Annotated in this window: 14 protein-coding genes; 10 read left to right on the top strand and 4 right to left on the bottom strand. The window is 71.1% G+C overall.

What is annotated here, in order from left to right:
• Entirely contained in the window at window positions 1–1,248 is a 1,248-nt protein-coding gene (locus tag ACN4JJ_RS06055) for a carbohydrate kinase family protein (protein ID WP_440709017.1), read from the bottom strand.
• 155 nt (window positions 1,249–1,403) lie between these two features.
• Between ACN4JJ_RS06055 and ACN4JJ_RS06050 the strand changes: the two genes are divergently transcribed.
• Both ACN4JJ_RS06050 and ACN4JJ_RS06045 read left to right on the top strand, forming a co-directional pair.
• Window positions 1,404–2,306 (top strand): class I fructose-bisphosphate aldolase, encoded by a 903-nt coding sequence (locus tag ACN4JJ_RS06050; protein ID WP_440709016.1) that lies wholly within the window; start codon window positions 1,404–1,406, stop codon window positions 2,304–2,306.
• Complete coding sequence (locus ACN4JJ_RS06045) at window positions 2,303–3,451, top strand: Gfo/Idh/MocA family protein (RefSeq protein WP_440709015.1); 1,149 nt, start codon at window positions 2,303–2,305, stop codon at window positions 3,449–3,451. Before ACN4JJ_RS06050 ends, ACN4JJ_RS06045 begins: the two co-directional genes overlap by 4 nt.
• An 834-nt stretch (window positions 3,452–4,285) precedes the next feature.
• Here ACN4JJ_RS06045 and ACN4JJ_RS06040 read toward each other — a convergent pair.
• Window positions 4,286–5,329 carry a LacI family DNA-binding transcriptional regulator gene (locus ACN4JJ_RS06040; RefSeq protein ID WP_440709014.1) on the bottom strand — a complete coding sequence of 348 codons (1,044 nt, stop codon included), beginning with the start codon at window positions 5,327–5,329 and terminating at the stop codon, window positions 4,286–4,288.
• A 94-nt stretch (window positions 5,330–5,423) separates the two neighbouring features.
• Window positions 5,424–6,152 (bottom strand): SDR family oxidoreductase, encoded by a 729-nt coding sequence (locus tag ACN4JJ_RS06035; protein WP_440709013.1) that lies wholly within the window; start codon window positions 6,150–6,152, stop codon window positions 5,424–5,426.
• A gap of 211 nt (window positions 6,153–6,363) precedes the next feature.
• Between ACN4JJ_RS06035 and ACN4JJ_RS06030 the strand changes: the two genes are divergently transcribed.
• The 3 genes from ACN4JJ_RS06030 (at window position 6,364) to ACN4JJ_RS06020 (ending at window position 9,692) form a co-directional block, all read left to right on the top strand.
• Entirely contained in the window at window positions 6,364–7,104 is a 741-nt protein-coding gene (locus ACN4JJ_RS06030) for a nucleoside/nucleotide kinase family protein (protein WP_440709012.1), read from the top strand.
• Window positions 7,105–7,123: 19 nt separating this feature from the next.
• The gene (locus tag ACN4JJ_RS06025; protein WP_440709011.1) at window positions 7,124–8,605 is read left to right on the top strand and encodes a mannitol dehydrogenase family protein; all 1,482 of its coding nucleotides are present in this window, start codon (window positions 7,124–7,126) and stop codon (window positions 8,603–8,605) included.
• A 109-nt stretch (window positions 8,606–8,714) separates the two neighbouring features.
• On the top strand, window positions 8,715–9,692 hold the full coding sequence (locus tag ACN4JJ_RS06020) for a PDDEXK nuclease domain-containing protein (RefSeq protein ID WP_440709010.1): 978 nt from the start codon (window positions 8,715–8,717) through the stop codon (window positions 9,690–9,692).
• 19 nt (window positions 9,693–9,711) lie between these two features.
• Here the strand turns inward: ACN4JJ_RS06020 and ACN4JJ_RS06015 are convergent, their stop codons facing one another.
• Window positions 9,712–10,908, bottom strand: coding sequence for an HAD-IA family hydrolase (locus ACN4JJ_RS06015; RefSeq protein ID WP_440709009.1), 1,197 nt, complete (start codon window positions 10,906–10,908; stop codon window positions 9,712–9,714).
• Window positions 10,909–11,055: 147 nt separating this feature from the next.
• Here ACN4JJ_RS06015 and ACN4JJ_RS06010 point away from each other — a divergent pair, with 147 nt between their 5' ends.
• From ACN4JJ_RS06010 to ACN4JJ_RS05990, 5 genes are all read left to right on the top strand, one after another.
• Window positions 11,056–12,204, top strand: coding sequence for a LacI family DNA-binding transcriptional regulator (locus ACN4JJ_RS06010; protein ID WP_440709008.1), 1,149 nt, complete (start codon window positions 11,056–11,058; stop codon window positions 12,202–12,204).
• Window positions 12,201–13,292: a class I mannose-6-phosphate isomerase gene (locus ACN4JJ_RS06005; RefSeq protein WP_440709007.1), complete on the top strand. Its 1,092-nt coding sequence runs from the start codon at window positions 12,201–12,203 to the stop codon at window positions 13,290–13,292. The genes ACN4JJ_RS06010 and ACN4JJ_RS06005 overlap by 4 nt, the downstream gene beginning before the upstream one ends.
• A gap of 93 nt (window positions 13,293–13,385) precedes the next feature.
• Window positions 13,386–14,147, top strand: coding sequence for an ATP-binding cassette domain-containing protein (locus tag ACN4JJ_RS06000; RefSeq protein WP_440709006.1), 762 nt, complete (start codon window positions 13,386–13,388; stop codon window positions 14,145–14,147).
• On the top strand, window positions 14,144–15,265 hold the full coding sequence (locus ACN4JJ_RS05995) for an ABC transporter permease (RefSeq protein ID WP_440709005.1): 1,122 nt from the start codon (window positions 14,144–14,146) through the stop codon (window positions 15,263–15,265). Before ACN4JJ_RS06000 ends, ACN4JJ_RS05995 begins: the two co-directional genes overlap by 4 nt.
• A gap of 61 nt (window positions 15,266–15,326) precedes the next feature.
• Complete coding sequence (locus ACN4JJ_RS05990; protein WP_440709004.1) at window positions 15,327–16,319, top strand: ABC transporter substrate-binding protein; 993 nt, start codon at window positions 15,327–15,329, stop codon at window positions 16,317–16,319.
• Window positions 16,320–16,343: the final 24 nt, after the last annotated feature.

Genomic DNA, 16,343 nt, shown 5'->3' with positions numbered 1-16,343 from the left:
TCATTCTGGCGGGTGCGCAGCTCCCGCGGGCGCGCCTCCGGCCGGCGCGGCTCCCGCGGGCACGACTTCGACCGGAGCGGCTCCGGCGCGCGCGGCAACGGCCGGCACCGCCGTCGTTTCGGCCGGCGAGCTCGTTTCGGCTGGCGAGCTCGCCGTGGATGGCGAGCTCGTGGTGCGGGGAGAGTCCGAGGCGGGAGACGAGTCGGCGTCGAAGAGCGCACGGGCGGCGGGCAGCAGCGCCGTCACGACCTCGGGCGTGGGGCGGGCGCCGGCGATGATCGCGGCGGCCGTGGCGGTCGCGAGGTGCGCCGCGAGCGTGGGCGACGCCCCCCGGTTGAGCGCGAAGAGCAGGCCCGCCGTCGAGGCGTCGCCGGCCCCGTTCGTGGTGACGACGCGGTCGACCGTGATCGGCCGCACCCGCAGCGACACGTCCGCCCACCGTGCGGCGAGCGGCGCCAGCAGAGCCCCGCCGCGCGTGAGCCGCGCCGCATCCGCCGTGCGCAGCAGCAGTCCGTCGGCGCCCGCCGAGATCGCCACGACCGCGGCGCCCCAGTCGAGCAGCAGCTCGGCGTACGCGGCCGCCGCCACGGCCGGCGGTTGCGAGGGGATGCCGAGGGCCGGCCCGAGTGCCGAGGTGAGGTCGTCCAGGCTCGGTGTCAGCACATCCGTCACCGCTACCGCCCGCTTCAGGATGCCGGCCCAGTCGACCGCCCCCACCGACGACGCCGGGTCGACGACCGCGAGGTCGAGCGAGGTGGTGGCTCCCCGCGACCGGGCGCGGCGGAGCACGGCCTCGAGCGGCGCGCCGCCATCCGTCAGCAACGCCGGCAAGAGCGGGGGATAGCCGAGGTGCAGCAGGCGGGCCTGCCCGACATCGAGCTCCGACCCGGTGAACACCGCGTTCGCCCCGGTGTGGTGCCAGAAGGTGCGGTCGTGCCCCGCGGGCTCGAGCACGAGGCTGTACGAGGTGGCGTGCGTGGTCACCACCTGCAGGTCGGCGTGCAGGCCGGGGCGGCGGGCGATGGTGTCGGCGACGAGGCGGCCGAGTTCGTCGTCGCCCACGGTGGAGTGCAGCGAGACCTCGGCCCCGAGGTCGGCGAGCGCGAGTCCCGTGTTGGCCACGCAGCCGCCGAGGCCCATGCGCAGGGCGCCGACGTCGATCAGGCGGCCCGGATCGAGTCGCGCGCTCGCGCCGAGCTCCGGGGTGAGGTCGAGGCAGATGTGGCCGGCCACAACGATAGAACTCACAGCGCTCCTCTCAGCGTCGAGATGGGATGGAAGACGGGGCCGGACATTCCGGCTAGACAACGTTGTCTCACGGCACTACTCTGACACATCGAGGGGCTGTGCGAAAGCCCCGCTCGATGAACCCCACGACCTCCCTCACGATCAGGAGCACCGCAATGACGCTGTATCGCCTCAACCGCCTCTTCAATCCGCGCTCGGGCCGCGCCCTCGACGTCGCGGTCGACCACGGCTTCTTCGGCGAGCGCTCGTTCATCACCGGCATCGAGAACATGGATGCCGTGGTGCGCACCCTGGTCGACGCCGGCCCCGACGCCGTGCAGCTCACCATCGGCCAGGCGCGCCGCCTGCAGAGCTACCCGGGCAAGAACAAGCCGGGCCTGGTGCTGCGCACCGACATCGCGAACGTCTACGGCAACCCGCTCGACTCGGTGCTCTACAGCAAGCACGTTCCGAACGCCATCGAAGAGGCCGTGCGGCTGGATGCCGTGGCCGTCTGCGTGAACCTGATGGAGCTGCCCGGGCACCCGGAGGTGCGCGAGAAGAACATCGACTCGATCATGGCGCTGCGCCGCGAGGCCACCCGCTACGGCATGCCCCTGATGGTGGAGCCGCTCGTGATGCAGGACAACTCGAAGGCCGGCGGCTACATGGTCGACGGCGACATCGAGAAGATCGTCACCCTGGTGCGCCAGGGCGTCGAGCTCGGCGCCGATCTGATCAAGGCCGACCCGAGCGACGACATCAGCCAGTACGGCCGCGTGATCGAGGTCGCCGGCGACATCCCGGTGCTCGTGCGCGGCGGCGGGCGAGTGGATGACCGCACGCTCCTCGAGCGCACGGTGGCCGTTCTCGAGGCCGGTGCCCAGGGCATCGTGTACGGGCGCAACATCGTGCAGCACGAGAACCCGGCCGGCATCACGGCGGCACTGCTCGCCGTGCTGCACGACGGAGCGGACGTGGAGCAGGGGCTCGCCATCCTGGCCGAGTCGGATGCCGCGCGCGCCGCATCCGGAACCGGCTCCGCCGCCCGCACCGCCTCGGGCGAGGTGACCGCATGACCGCCCAGCGCGTGAACGTGGCCATCGTCGGCGGCGGCCTGATGGGGCGCGAGATCGCGGCCGCCATCCAGCGCTGGCCCGCGCTGATCGACCATCCCGTGCGCCCGCGGCTGACCGCCGTGTGCGACATCAACCCGGCGGCGCTGGAGTGGTTCGACGAGATCGACACCGTGGTCACCAAGACCACCGACTACGCCGACATCCTCGCCGACGACAGCATCGACGTGGTGTACGTGGCCGTGCGGCACGACCTGCACGAGAAGATCTACAGCGACGTGATCGCGAGCGGCAAGAGCCTGCTGGCCGAGAAGCCCTTCGGTATCGACGGGGCGGCGGCGCAGGCCGTGCTCGCGGTGATGGCGGAGCATCCGGAGAGCTTCGTGCGCTGCTCGAGTGAGATGCCGTTCTTCCCGGGGGCGCAGCTGGCGATCGACTACGTTCGCTCCGGCGCGCTCGGCACCATCATCTCGGCGCGCAACAGCTTCCTGCACTCCAGCGACCTCGACGTGACCAAGCCGATCAACTGGAAGCGGCAGACGCAGTTCTGCGGCGAGGCCGGCGTGATGAACGACCTCGGCATGCACACCTGGCACGTGCCGCTGCGGCTCGGCTGGGCGCCGGAGTCGGTGTACGCGGTGCTGCAGGACATCGTTCCGACGCGGCCGGGGCCGGATGGCACGCCGGTGCCGTGCGACACCTGGGACAACGCGACCCTGCACAGCTGGTCGCGGCACGAGGGGGTGCGCTTCCCGCTCACGACCGAGACGAAGCGCATCGATCCCGGGCAGAAGAACACCTGGGAGTTCGAGGCCATCGGGCTCGACGGCGGGGTGCGCTTCAGCACGAAGAACCCGAAGTCGGTGCAGGTGTTCTCGGTGGTGGATGTGCCCGGGGGCTCCCGCGAGCAGGTCTGGCAGCAGATCGACGTGGGCAGCCAGTCGGTGTGGCCGACGGTCACCGGCGGCATCTTCGAGTCGGGCTTCTCCGACTCGATCCTGCAGATGTGGGCGGCGTTCCTGGCCGAGCGCCACGGCTCGCTCGGCGACCGCTTCGGTGCGGCCCGCCCCGAGGAGGCGGCGCTCACCCACGCGATCTACCGCGCGGCCGCGGTCTCCCACGCGGAGGCCCGCGCGGTCACCCTGTAGCCCACGCCCGTACGCACGCCCGGCGTCCGGCACCACCCCCGCCCGGCACCACCGACGGAGTCTCGGCCCACCTCCGGGCTGAGGCTCCGTCGTTGCCTTCGGACCGGCGCATCCTCCGTCGTTGCGCTCAGACGCGAGGTCCCTCCATCCGTTGGCCACGGGCGTCCTCGGACGTCGGCACGTGGGGGGGGGTGGGGGGTGCGGCCTGCCGCCTGCCCGTGCGCAACGACGGAGTTCGCGCCGCGATACGGGCTGAGACTCCGTCGTTGCGCTCAGACGCGAGGTTCCTCCATCCATTCGGCGCGGGCGTCATCGCGCGTCGGCACGTGAGGGTGGGGGGTGCAGCCTGCCGCCTGCCCGTGCGCAACGACGGAGTCTGCGCCGCGATACGGGCTGAGACTCCGTCGTTGCGCTCAGATGCGAGGTTCCTCCATCCATTCGGCGCGGGCGTCATCGCGCGTCGGCACGTGGGGGTGGGGGGTGCAGCCTGCCGCCTGCCCGTGCGCAACGACGGGGTCGGCGCCGCGATACGGGCTGAGACTCCGTCGTTGCGCTCAGATGCGAGGTTCCTCCATTCATTCGCCGCGGGCGTCATCGCGCGTCGGCACGTGAGGGTGGGGGGTGCAGCCTGCCGCCTGCCCGTGCGCAACGACGGGGTCGGCGCCGCGATACGGGCTGAGACTCCGTCGTTGGCTGCGGAAACGCGTTTTCTCCATCCGTTCCGTGCAATGGCGCTCGATGGGAGTGGGCGCGTGGGACGGGGAGGGTGCCGCGGGTGCCGCGGGGTGCGGCGACTGCAGCGGATGCCGCGAGTGCGGCGGTCGGCTGTGGGGGTCAGGCGGGGTGCGGGGCGGGGATGCGGCAGGAGTCGCGCTCGACGAGGGTGACCGGGAGCACCGTGCGGCGGGGGAGGCGGCGGTGCGGATGCGCGGCGCGCTCGAAGAGGCGGGCCGCGGCCAGGCGGCCGAGGGCTGCCGGATCCTGGGCCATCACCGTGATCGAGGGCGTGAGGGTGTCGGCGAGCGGGAAGTCGCCGAAGGCCGTCAGGGCGATCGGATGCGCCGTGACGGCGGGCGCCACGGCCATCGTGCAGCGAGCATCCGAGGAGAACACGGCGGTGGCACCTGCTCCCGGTCCGTCACCTGGTCTCGCATCCGCGAGTGCTTCCGATCCTGCCGCCGGCGCGCGCAGGCGGGCGAGTGCCGAGGCCGCACCCGGTCGCGTGGCCGCGCCGAGCGCCACCAGCGCCGGGTCGTACGGCAGCCCCGCCGCGGCCAGCGCCTCGCGGTAGCCCTCGAGGCGCTCGGCGATGGTGGGGGCGGAGAGCGCGTCGCCGAGGAACCCGATCCGCCGGTGTCCGTGCCCGATCAGGTGCGCGGTGGCCTCGCGGGCGCCGCCGCGGTCGTCCTGGGTGAACGCGTCGGCGGTGAGGTTCCCGGGCGCGCGGTCGACGAAGGCGATCGGGATGCGCGCGGCCCAGGCCTCGAGGTAGGCGTGGTCGTTCGTGGTGGGCGCCACGACGAGTCCGCTGAGCTGGCGCCGCAGCATCGACTCGAGCACCGGCTGCTCACGGGCGGGGTCGTGGCCGAGGCTCGTCACCAGGGTGGAGAGGTCTTCGGCCAGCGCCCGCTCCTCCACCGCGTTCACGATCGCGGCGAAGAAGGGGTCGACGAGGTCGGGCACCGCGACCCCCACCACCGGCGACCGCCCCGAACGGAACGTGGTGGCCATCGCGTTCGGAACGTAGTCGAGCTCGCGCATCGATCGCTCGACGTGCGCCCGGGTGGCCGGCAGCACGTGCGGGTCGTCGTTCAGCACGCGCGACACCGTCTTCGGGCTCACGCCGGCGTGCGCCGCGACCTCGCGCATGGTGGCCATGGGCCCTCCTCGGGCGGTGGATGAAGATGCGGCGCGACTCCGGGCGGCCGGATGCCCGCCCGCACGAGGCGGGGCGAGCATCCGTGCCCCGTGGTCAGCGGGCGGTGTAGCCGCCGTCGATGGGGAGCGAGACGCCCGAGATCATGCCGGCGGCGTCGCTCAGCAGGAACACGATCGGGCCCGCGATGTCGTCTTCGGTGGCCCATTTGCCGAGCGGCATGGCCTCGAGGAAGGGCCCCTCGATCTCGGGGCGGCCCCAGTACCAGGCCGACATCGGCGTCATCACGACGGTGGGGTTCACGGCGTTCACGCGGATGCCGAAGCCGCCGAGCTCGAGCGCCGAGACGCGGGTGATGTTGTCGAGCGCCGCCTTGGACGAGCCGTAGGAGATGTGGCCGCCGAGGGCCACGAGCGAGGCCTGGCTGGAGACGTTCACGATGGCGCCGCCGTTGCCCTGGCGGATCATCTCGCGCGAGGCGTACTTGGTGACCAGCAGCGAGCCACGGGCGTTGATGCGCATCACCTTGTCGAACACGTCGATGTCGGTCTCCTGCGGGCTGGCGATCTCGCCGCCCCAGCCGCCCGAGTTCACGACGCCCCAGATGTCGCGGCCCTCGATGGCCTCGCGGATGCTCTCCTCCTCGGTGAGGTCGAAGGGCAGGGGCGTGGCGCCGGTCTCGGCCGCGATGGCCTCGAGCTGCTCGACGTTGCGGCCCGCGGCCAGCACGGTGGCGTTCGCGGCCACGAGGTGGCGCACCGTCGCGCCGCCGATTCCGCCGCTGGCCCCGGTGACGAGGACGGTGCGGCCGGTGAAGTCAGTCATGGTTGTTCCGATCGAGTGAGGGTGTGGCCCGGGCTCTGCCGGGCGGGCACCATCATAGCCACGGAATCGCGCGGATGACACCCGTGTCATGGAATTTGGTGACACCGGTGTCATCGAGGTTGACAGTCCGCCCCCGCGATGCGTACCGTAGGCCCGGCGGAGCGTCGGCCGACGACTCCCTGCGCCCGTCGACGACGACCAGGAGGACCGAGTGAGCGACGACACGACAGCCGCACCCGCCCCCGCCGCCCCGGCTGCCGCCCCGGCTGCCGCCGCACCCGCCTCACCCACCGCACCCGCCCCCGTCGAGGCCCGCCCGGTCACGCTCGACGAACTCCTCGCCCGCTGCCGCGCCCTCATCGCCACGGGCGAGCGCCGCATCCTCGGCATCGCCGGCACGCCCGGCGCCGGCAAGTCGACGCTCTCCTCCGCCCTGATCGCCGAGCTGGGCCCGGATGCCGTGCTGGTGGGGCAGGACGGCTTCCACTTCGCCAACCAAGAGCTCGAGCGCCTGGGCCGCCGCGGCCGCAAAGGCGCCCCCGACACCTTCGACGTCGACGGCTACGTGGCCCTCCTCGGCCGGCTCGCGAGCCCGACGGCTACGGATGCTCCGCCCATCTACGCCCCGATCTTCGATCGCGCTCTCGAGGAGTCGATCGGCAGCGCGGTGCCCGTGCCCGCATCCGTTCCCCTCGTGATCACCGAGGGCAACTACCTGCTGAACGACGACCACGGCTGGCACCGGGTGCGCGAGCACCTGCACGAGTCGTGGTTCATCGACGTGGCGCCGGATGTGCGCCACGAACGTCTCGTGCGCCGCCGCGTCTCCTACGGTCATTCGGCCGGCGACTCCGCCGACTGGGTGCGCGAGGTCGACGAGAAGAACGCCGAGATCGTCGAGACCGCCCGCACGAACGCCGACCTGCTGATGCACCTCACCACGGTGCTGTGAGACCTGGAGACCCGAACCGATGACTGAACTGAACGCCGGCACCCTCGGCGAACTCGCCCCCGCCGTGGCCGTCCCCGCCTACGACCGCTCGGCCGTGCGCCCCGGCATCGTGCACTTCGGGGTGGGTGCGTTCCACCGCTCGCACGAGGCCATGTTCGTCGACCGGCTGCTCGCGGCCGGCGCCTCCGACTGGGGCATCGCGGGTGTCGGCACCCTCGACGGCGACGCCGCCATGCGCGACGCCCTCGGCGCGCAGGACGGGCTCTACACCCTGGTCACCACCGCCCCCGACGGCGAGGTCGAGGCCCGGGTGATCGGCTCGATCGTCGACTACCTCTTCGCTCCGGGGCATCCGGATGCCGTGCTCGCCGCCCTGCGCGATCCCGCCACCCGCATCGTCTCGCTCACCATCACCGAGGGCGGTTACGGCATCAACGACGCCACGGGCGCCTTCGAACCGCGTGACCCGGCCACGCTCGCCGACCTCGAGGGCCTGCCCGCCGGTGCGGCTCCCTCGAGCGCTCTCGGCTTCGTGACCGTCGGTCTGCGCGAGCGCCGCGACGCCGGTCAGGTGCCGTTCACGGTGATGTCGTGCGACAACATCCAGGGCAACGGCCACGTGGCGCGCGCCGCGGTGCTGGCTTTCGCGGGCCGCATCGACCCCGCGCTGGCGGAGTGGATCGAGGCCTCGGTCAGTTTTCCGAACTCGATGGTCGACCGCATCACGCCGGTCACCACCGACGAGTCGCGGGAGCGGGTGTCGCGCGAGTTCGGCGTCGACGACCGCTGGCCGGTGCTCTCGGAGTCGTTCGTGCAGTGGGTGCTGGAGGACGACTTCACGGCCGGCCGCCCTGCTTTCGAGGAGGTGGGCGTGCAGCTGGTCGCCGACGTCGAGCCCTACGAGCTGATGAAGCTGCGCCTGCTGAACGCCTCGCACCAGGCGATGAGCTACCTGGGTCTGCTCTCCGGCGCGGAGTACGTGCACGAGGTCTGCCGCGACCGGCTGTTCGCGGACTTCCTGCTCGGCTACATGACCGAGGAGGCGCGGCCGACGCTCGCCCCCGTCCCGGGTGTCGACCTCGACGAGTACAGCGCCGAGCTGATGCGCCGCTTCGGCAGCGAGGCCATCAAGGACACGCTGATGCGCCAGATCGTCGACGGCTCGGAGCGCATCCCGAAGTTCCTGCTCCCCGTGCTGCGCGAGCAGCTGCGCACGGGCGGCGAGATCGAGCGCTCGGTGCTCGTGCTCGCGGCCTGGAGCCGCTTCCTCGAGGGTGTCGCCGATGACGGCGGTGCGCTGCATCCGGTCGACAAGCGCCTCGACGAGCTGCGCGCGGCCGTCGCCGGTGAAGCGGATGCTCCGGGCTCGTTCCTCGACTACGCCCCCGTCTTCGGCGACCTCGGCGCCGACGCCCGCCTCCGCACCGCCTTCATCGAGGCCCGCGCCCGCCTCGCCGCGGACGGCGCCCGAGCCACCCTGGAGTCCCTGGCTGCCGACTAGTAGCACCGATGGGGGCTGTGGATAACCCCGAGGCGGCGCGTCCGGCAAGGGACACTGGGGCGTGCCAACCGACAACGCGCCTGCACCGCAATCGTACGAAGCGACTCTCGTGGCACTCAAGGAGCAGGTGCTCGCCGCGCGCTTCACCGCTCAGAGGCGTGCGAACACCGAGCTCGTCACGCTGTACTGGCGAATCGGGTCCACGATCGCGGAGCGGCAGACATCCGAGGGGTGGGGTTCGAAGGTCGTCGCGCGGCTGGCGAACGACCTCCGCGCGGCATTCCCGGAGATGAGGGGGTTCTCGCCGAGGAACCTCACCTACATGCGAACCTTTGCGGCGGCGTGGCCGGACCTCGCAATTGCGCAACAGACTGTTGCGCAATTGCCGTGGGGTCACGTGACCGTCTTGCTGGATCGCCTCAGCGACCAACCATCGCGTGTCTGGTATTGCGATCAAGCACGGCTGTACGGGTGGTCCCGGGGCGTCCTCGAGCACCACATCAAGACGAACGCACGCTCGCGATCCGAGGCGGCCCCGTCGAACTTCGACCGGGTCCTGGACCGGGCCGGATCTGGTCTCGCCCGGCAGATCCTCAAGGATCCGTACGTCCTGGACTTCCTCGCCCTCGACGCCGGGGTGCAGGAGCGCGAGCTCGAGCAGGCTCTCGTGGATCGGATCATCGACACGCTCCGTGAACTCGGCGAGGGCTTCGCTTTCGTCGGCAAGCAGGTGCGCTTCGACGTCGACGGCGAGGAGTTCTTCGTCGACCTGCTGTTCTTCCATGTCGATCAGCTCCGGTACATCGTGATCGAGCTCAAGACAGGGAAGTTCAAGCCCGAACACCTCGGCCAGCTCGGCTTCTACGTCGCTCTCGTCGACGACAGGCTTCGCCGCCCGCAACACGCGGAGACCGTGGGCCTGCTCCTGGTGACGAACAAGAACGACGCCGTCGTCCGCTACTCGCTCGGGGCTCAGCAGACGCCGATCGGGGTGGCCAGCTACGACACGCTCCCGCCCGGAGTCCGAGCCGCGCTTCCATCGGAGGCGACCCTGGCAGCCGCGCTGAGGAACGACCGACTGAACTGACTGAGTGCTGCAGGCCTTGTCACGCGCGCGCCGTCGGCACGAGCCGGAAGCCGCCGCCGGGGGCGGGCTCGACACGGAGCTGGAAGAGGCCGTCGACCGTGAGGTCGGCGTCGAGCTCGTGGGAGGCGTGCGTGCCGGCGATCGCGACGGTGGCGCAGCCGGCCGCCTTGGCGGCGGCGAGGCCCGCGGGGGCGTCTTCGAAGACCACGCAGCGCGCCGGGTCGACGCCGAGGCGCTCGGCAGCGAGCAGGAAGGGCTCCGGATGCGGCTTGCCGTGCGTGACGTCGTCGAACGTCACCAGCACGGCCGGCTCGGTGAGCCCCGCGGCAGCGAGGCGGCTCGTCGCGATCACGTGCGTGCCGCTGGTGACGATGGCGCGCTCCGAGTCGGGGAGGGAGTCGAGCAGTGCCGCCGCGCCGTCGAGCGCGATCACGTCGTCGAGATCGGCGACCTCCAAGGCGGTGACCCGGGCCAGCGCTTCGGCGGCCCGGTGCTCGGGGAAGAGCGAGGCGATCACCTGCGCGGCGGGCCGTCCGTGGCCGCCCGCCAGCGGGTCGCCCTCGAGGCCGTACTCCCGCGCCATCCGGGCCCAGGACCGGATCACCGAGGGCGTCGAGTCGATCAGGGTTCCGTCGAGGTCGAACAGCGCGGCGTCGAAGGTGCGGCCGAAGACGGGGGAGTCGGCCGGCAGTTCGCGGCCCCCGCCCAAGCGCCGGCGCACCGAGGCGACCTGCTGCGGAGTGGACTGCGAGGCGTCCACCTCGAGATGGGGCACCGCCGGCACCGCTGAAGCGGGAGGGTCGACCACGTGCACATCGCGGTCGGCGCCGCGCCGGAGTCGGCGCTCGGCCAGGAGGGCGGCGGATGCGCGCAGCCAGACGACGTGCGGGGCCTCGCCTGCGGCCTCGACGAGCAGTCGCCACTCCTCGCCGCCCTGCAGCTCGGCGGTGAACGGAGCGACCAGCACCACCGGGCGGCCGGCGCTCACCTGGTCGGCCAGCGCGGCCCGCAAGACCGCGTAGCGGGCCGGCCGCACGATCGGCCGCAGGGCCGGATCGTTCCAGTGCGCGCCCTCGGCGAGCGCGTCGCCGAGGCCCTCGAGCAAGGGGTTGGTCAGAGTGTCGAGATCGAGCAGTGCCGCATCGACGGCCCGCGCGAGCTCGAGGCTGAGCGTGCTCTTGCCGCTTCCGGCGGCTCCGGCGACCACGATGATCATGCTGCTCCCGAGGGTTATCGAATCGAGACATCGCAACGACTTGACAACGTTGTCGTCGCGGGTTCAGTATAGGCGACACGAGAACGAAGAGGTTCGGGATTCCGGCCTCACCCAAGGATGACAACGCTGTCAAAGGAGGTGGCGAAGATGGCCGGCACGAACCCCAACCGCCGCCCCGGCATCAAAGACGTCGCTGCCCGCGCCGGCGTCAGCATCAAGACCGTCTCGCGCGTCGTGAACGCCGAAGAGGCCGTGCACCCGGAGACCCGCGCTCGCGTCATCCAGGCCATCCAGACCCTCGGCTACGTTCCGAACACCGCCGCCCGCTCGCTCAAGTCGGGCACCAACGGATCCATCGGCATCGTCATCGACTCGCTGGCCGACCCGTTCTTCGCCGCCCTGGTCAGTGCGATCGAGACCCGCGCCCTCGCGGAGGGCCTCAGCGTGCTGGTGGCCTCCTCGAACCTCGACGTCGACCAGGAGCGCGAGCAGCTGCTCAGCCTCGTGGCGGGCCACCAGGTCGCCGGAGTGATCTTCGCCCCGGTCGCCGACGAGCACCCCTACCTCGAGCCCTACCGCACCACCACGCCCGTGGTGGCCGTCGACCGCTCGCGGGCCGGCTTCGACTGCGTCGTCGTCGACGACCGCGGGGCCACCGCCCTGGCCGTGCAGCAGCTCGTCGAGCTCGGCCACGAGCGCATCGCCTTCTTCGACCGCGACGAGCGCTTCTCCACCATCCACCGCCGCCTCGACGGCTACCTCGACGTGCTGCGCGACGCGGGCCTGCCCTACGACTCCGAGCTCGTCTCCTCGACCGTCGACGGCAGCCTCGACTACCTCGGCGAGGCGCAGCGGCTGCTCGGCCTCGACCGGCCCGCCACCGCCTTCTTCGCTTCGAACGCGAAGGCCGCGATCGGCCTCACCACGGCCCTGCACCGCATCCACCGCCAGGACACGGCGATGATCGCGTTCGGCGACTTCGCGTTCGCCGACGTGCTGCGCCCCGGGGTGAGCTGCATCGACCAGGACCCGTTCCTGATCGGCAACGCGGCCATCGAGCGCCTGCTCGCCCTCCGCGAGGAGCCGGGCAACGACCCCCGCGAGTGGATCGTGCCCACCGCGCTGCTGCTGCGCGGTTCGGGCGAGATCGCCGCACCCGGCATCGCCGCTCCCAACTCCGCCGCACCCGGCATCGCCGCTCCCAACTCCGCCGCACCCGGCTCCGCCGCACCCGGTGCCGGCGGCCTCTCCCGCGCATCCGACACCGTCTCCACCACGCAAGGACAGCTCGCATGATCCCCGCCGCACTGGCCCCCAATCTGATCGACCACTTCTACCGTGGCGGCGACCGCATCGCGGCGCTGCGCGGCATCGAGCAGACCTCCGAGCGTCAGCCCGAGGAGTGGCTCGCCGCCACCGTCTCGCGCGCCGACCAGGGCGACATCGGCCTGGCCCGCACCGAGGCCGGCGACATCCTGCGCGACCTCGTGGTCGCCGACCCCGCCGCGTGGGTGGGCCCCGACTTCGCCTCCGCAGCGAGCGCGAGCGACACCGGCATCCTGGTCAAGCTGCTGGATGCCCGTCAGCGCCTCCCCGTGCACGTGCACCCCTCGCGCGCCTTCGCCGCCAGCCACCTCGACTGCCCGTACGGCAAGACCGAGGCCTGGTTCATCCTCGACGCCGAGCCCGGTTCGGCCGTGCACGTCGGCTGGAAAGAAGACGTCGACCGCGACGAGCTCGACCGCCGCCGCGACGCGCAGGACTCCGAATGGATGCTCTCGCGGATGAACCGCATCGAGGTGTCGCGCGGCATGGGCGTGCTCGTTCCGGCGGGACAGGTGCACGCCATCGACGAGGGCATCTTCCTCGCCGAGGTTCAGGAGCCGACCGACTTCTCGATCGTGCTGGAGTGGTCGGTGACCACCTCCACCCGCGAGGAGTCGCACCTCGGCCTCGGCTTCGAGACCGTGATGCCGGCCGTGTCGGCCGAGGCGCTCCCCGCCGCCGAGCTCGAGAAGCTGATCAGCCGGATCGACCTCGCGGCGCGCGACGACCGCGCGGTGAGTGCGCTCCCCGAGGCGGCCGACCCGTACTTCCGCGTGCTGCACGCCGCTCCGGCGTCGACCGAGGCCGCGGCCGGGGCATCCGGTGTCGCCGTGGGCGCCGGCTTCGCCGTGGCCCTCGTGCTCGAGGGTGAAGGCGTGCTGGCCGGCGCGGGCGACGGAACCGGCACCGGCTCCGAGCAGATCGACTACCGCGCAGGCCAGGTCTTCGCGGTCCCCGCCGGGTTCGGACCCTGGGAGGTGCGCGGCACGGGCAGTGTGCTCGTCGCCACCCCCGGGGTCGGCTGGCCCCGCACCCTCGCCGAAGGGGGAATCGTGTGACGCCCCCCTTCGAACCCGACGAACCAGGAGCAGATGATGACCGCATCCGGAACCACCCGCAGGCCCCCACAGGCCGGAAGAGAGTGAACTGACATGAGCACCCCCGTATTGGAGGCCCGAGGCCTCTCCCGCTCGTTCGGACACGTCCGAGCACTCGACGACGTGGACTTCGAGGTCTACCCCGGCGAGGTGACCGCCCTGATCGGCGACAACGGCGCCGGCAAGTCCACCCTCGTGAAGGCGCTCTCCGGCAACCTCGCCGTGGACGAGGGCACCATCAAGTTCGAGGGTCAGCCGATCCAGCTCACCAACCCGCAGCAGGCCAGCGCGCTCGGCATCGAGACGGTCCACCAGGACCTCGCCCTCGCCCCGCACCTGGACCCGGTGCAGAACGTGTACCTCGGCCGCGAGATCATGAACACCGGTATCGCCGGCTTCTTCGGAACCATGAACACCAAGGCCATGGCCAAGGAGTCGCGCCGGGCGTTCGACGAGCTGGGCGCCACGGTGCGCTCGCTCACCTCGCCGGTCGGCTCGATGTCGGGCGGTCAGCGCCAGGCGATCGCGATCGCCCGCGCCGTGCACTGGGCCAACAAGGTCGTCTTCCTCGACGAGCCCACCGCGGCTCTCGGCGTGCGGCAGACCAAGAACGTGCTGGAGACCATCCGGCGCGTGCGCGACAAGGGCATCGCCGTCGTCTTCATCAGCCACTCGATGCCGCACGTGATCGAGGTCTCCGATCGGGTGCAGGTTCTGCGCCTGGGCCACCGCGCCGCGTCGATCGAGACGAAGGACACGAGCATGGAAGAACTCGTCGGTCTGATGACCGGCGCGAGCACGAGGGGTGCAGCATGAGCGACGACATCCGGGACACCGACATCAAGAAGGCCGAGTTCGGTCCCGAGGCCGGCCCCGAGACCACCTCCATCAACATGGCGGTCGACCGGGAGAGCAAGAGCCGCGTTCCCAAGGTCTTCAAGGCGCAGGCCTTCCAGATCTTCCTCGTGCTGATCGTCATCGTGATCATCTTCAGCATCCTGGCGCCCGACACCTTCGCGCAGTTCTCCAACCTGCGGCTGGTGGTGCAGAACGCCTCCATCCTCGGTGTGCTCGGCGTCGGCATGACCTTCATCATCATCACCTCGGGCATCGACCTCTCGGTCGGCTCGGTGCTGGTGTTCTCCGGCGTCGTCTCGGCGATGGTGATGAGGGCCATGGGCGGCGACGACTGGGGAACCGCGCTCGTCGGCTTCGCGGTCGCGATCCTCTCGGGTCTGGTCTGGGGAACGTTCAACGGCATCCTGATCTCCAAGGCCAAGGTGCCGCCCCTGATCGTGACCCTGGGTTCGCTCGGCATGGCGCTCGGTCTGGCCCAGATCCTCACCGGCGGTGTCGACATCCGCGACGTGCCCTCCGTGCTCACCACCACGATCGGCTACGGCAACATCCTGGGCAGCGTCCCGATCATCTCGGTGATCGCGCTCGTCGTCATCCTGATCGGCGCGTTCGTGCTGCACAAGACCAAGTTCGGCCTCTACACCTACGCGGTGGGCTCGAGCGAGGAGGCCGCCCGCCGGGTCGGCGTGAAGGTCGACCGGCACCTCATCCGGGTGTACGCGATGTCGGGCGCCCTCGCCGGTCTCGCCGGCATCCTGTCGCTGTCGCAGTTCTCCACCACCGCGATCGCGGGCCAGTCGCAGACCAACCTGAACGTCATCGCGGCGGTCGTCATCGGCGGAACCTCGCTGTTCGGCGGCTACGGCACGATCTTCGGCACCGTCGTCGGCCTCTTCATCCCGGCCGTTCTGCAGAACGGCTTCGTCATCACCGGCGTGCAGCCCTTCTGGCAGCAGGTCGCGGTCGGCGCCGTGCTGATCGCCGCGGTGTACGTCGACCAGCTCCGCCGGGCCTCCGCGGCCCGTGGAGCCTCCACAAGCCTCTGGAGTCACTTCTTCAGACGGAAGAACACCTAGCACCACCAGCATCCCTACCCCGATCACACAACGCACATACGCAAGAAGGACAGGTATCACAATGAAGTGGAACAAGAAGGTTCTGGGAGTCGCCGCCATCGCTGCGACCGCCGGATTCGCCCTCGTCGGCTGCTCGAGCGGAGGCGGCTCGGCGACGAGCACCGACGGCGCGAGCAGCGACGGCTACAAGATCGCCTTCGTGCAGGGCGTCGCCGGAGACGAGTTCTACATCTCCATGCAGTGCGGCATCGAGGCCGCGGCCAAGGACGCCGGCGCCACGGTGACCACCCAGGGCCCGGAGAAGTTCGACCCCACCCTGCAGAAGCCGCTCGTCGACTCGATCATCGCCTCCAAGCCGGATGCTCTGCTCATCGCCCCGACCGACGTCACCGCCATGCAGGCCCCCCTGAAGGCAGCGGCGGACGCCGGAATCAAGGTCGTCCTCGTCGACACCACGGTGGAGGACCCGTCGTTCGCCGTCTCGGCCATCGCCTCCGACAACGTCGGTGGCGGAGAGGCCGCCTTCAAGGCGATCCAGGATGCCCACCCCGACGGCGGCAAGGTGCTCGTGGTCTCGGTCGACCCCGGCATCTCGACCACCGACGCCCGCGTCGAGGGCTTCCAGAACGCGGCCGAGGCGGACAGCAAGTTCGAGTACCTGGGCGTGCAGTACAGCCACAACGAGCCGGCCACCGCGGCTGAGATCGTCACCGCCGCTCTGCAGAAGGACCCCGACATCGTGGGTATCTTCGCCGCCAACCTGTTCGCCGCCGAGGGCACCGCCACCGGTGTGCAGCAGGCCGGCAAGCAGGACTCGGTGACCATCGTCGGCTTCGACGCGGGCCCCGCCCAGGTCAAGCAGCTGAAGGCCGGCACGGTTCAGGCGCTCGTCGCCCAGGAGCCCGCCACCATCGGCCAGGACGGCGTCGAGCAGGCCATCGCCGCGCTGAAGGGCGACTCCACCGAGGCGGAGATCCAGACCGGCTTCACCATCCTCACCAAGGACAACATCGACGGTGACGGTGCGGACGCGGTCTACAAGTCCAGCTGCTAGTCGTTAGCTGAACACGAGGAGCGG

Source organism: Herbiconiux dendrobii (genome assembly GCF_052048175.1).
GTDB lineage: Bacteria > Actinomycetota > Actinomycetes > Actinomycetales > Microbacteriaceae > Herbiconiux.
Note: the sequence above shows the minus strand (reverse complement) of the source record. Positions and strands in the feature narration are given on the sequence as shown.

What these genes read in the sequence shown, in the direction of transcription:
- ACN4JJ_RS06050 (WP_440709016.1), top strand. Translation starts at nt 1,404, where the DNA reads ATGACGCTGTATCGCCTCAACCGCCTCTTCAATCCGCGCTCGGGCCGC.
- ACN4JJ_RS06045 (WP_440709015.1), top strand. Translation starts at nt 2,303, where the DNA reads ATGACCGCCCAGCGCGTGAACGTGGCCATCGTCGGCGGCGGCCTGATG.
- ACN4JJ_RS06040 (WP_440709014.1), bottom strand. Translation starts at nt 5,329, where the DNA reads ATGGCCACCATGCGCGAGGTCGCGGCGCACGCCGGCGTGAGCCCGAAG.
- ACN4JJ_RS06035 (WP_440709013.1), bottom strand. Translation starts at nt 6,152, where the DNA reads ATGACTGACTTCACCGGCCGCACCGTCCTCGTCACCGGGGCCAGCGGC.
- ACN4JJ_RS06025 (WP_440709011.1), top strand. Translation starts at nt 7,124, where the DNA reads ATGACTGAACTGAACGCCGGCACCCTCGGCGAACTCGCCCCCGCCGTG.
- ACN4JJ_RS06015 (WP_440709009.1), bottom strand. Translation starts at nt 10,908, where the DNA reads ATGATCATCGTGGTCGCCGGAGCCGCCGGAAGCGGCAAGAGCACGCTC.
- ACN4JJ_RS06010 (WP_440709008.1), top strand. Translation starts at nt 11,056, where the DNA reads ATGGCCGGCACGAACCCCAACCGCCGCCCCGGCATCAAAGACGTCGCT.
- ACN4JJ_RS06005 (WP_440709007.1), top strand. Translation starts at nt 12,201, where the DNA reads ATGATCCCCGCCGCACTGGCCCCCAATCTGATCGACCACTTCTACCGT.
- ACN4JJ_RS06000 (WP_440709006.1), top strand. Translation starts at nt 13,386, where the DNA reads ATGAGCACCCCCGTATTGGAGGCCCGAGGCCTCTCCCGCTCGTTCGGA.
- ACN4JJ_RS05995 (WP_440709005.1), top strand. Translation starts at nt 14,144, where the DNA reads ATGAGCGACGACATCCGGGACACCGACATCAAGAAGGCCGAGTTCGGT.
- ACN4JJ_RS05990 (WP_440709004.1), top strand. Translation starts at nt 15,327, where the DNA reads ATGAAGTGGAACAAGAAGGTTCTGGGAGTCGCCGCCATCGCTGCGACC.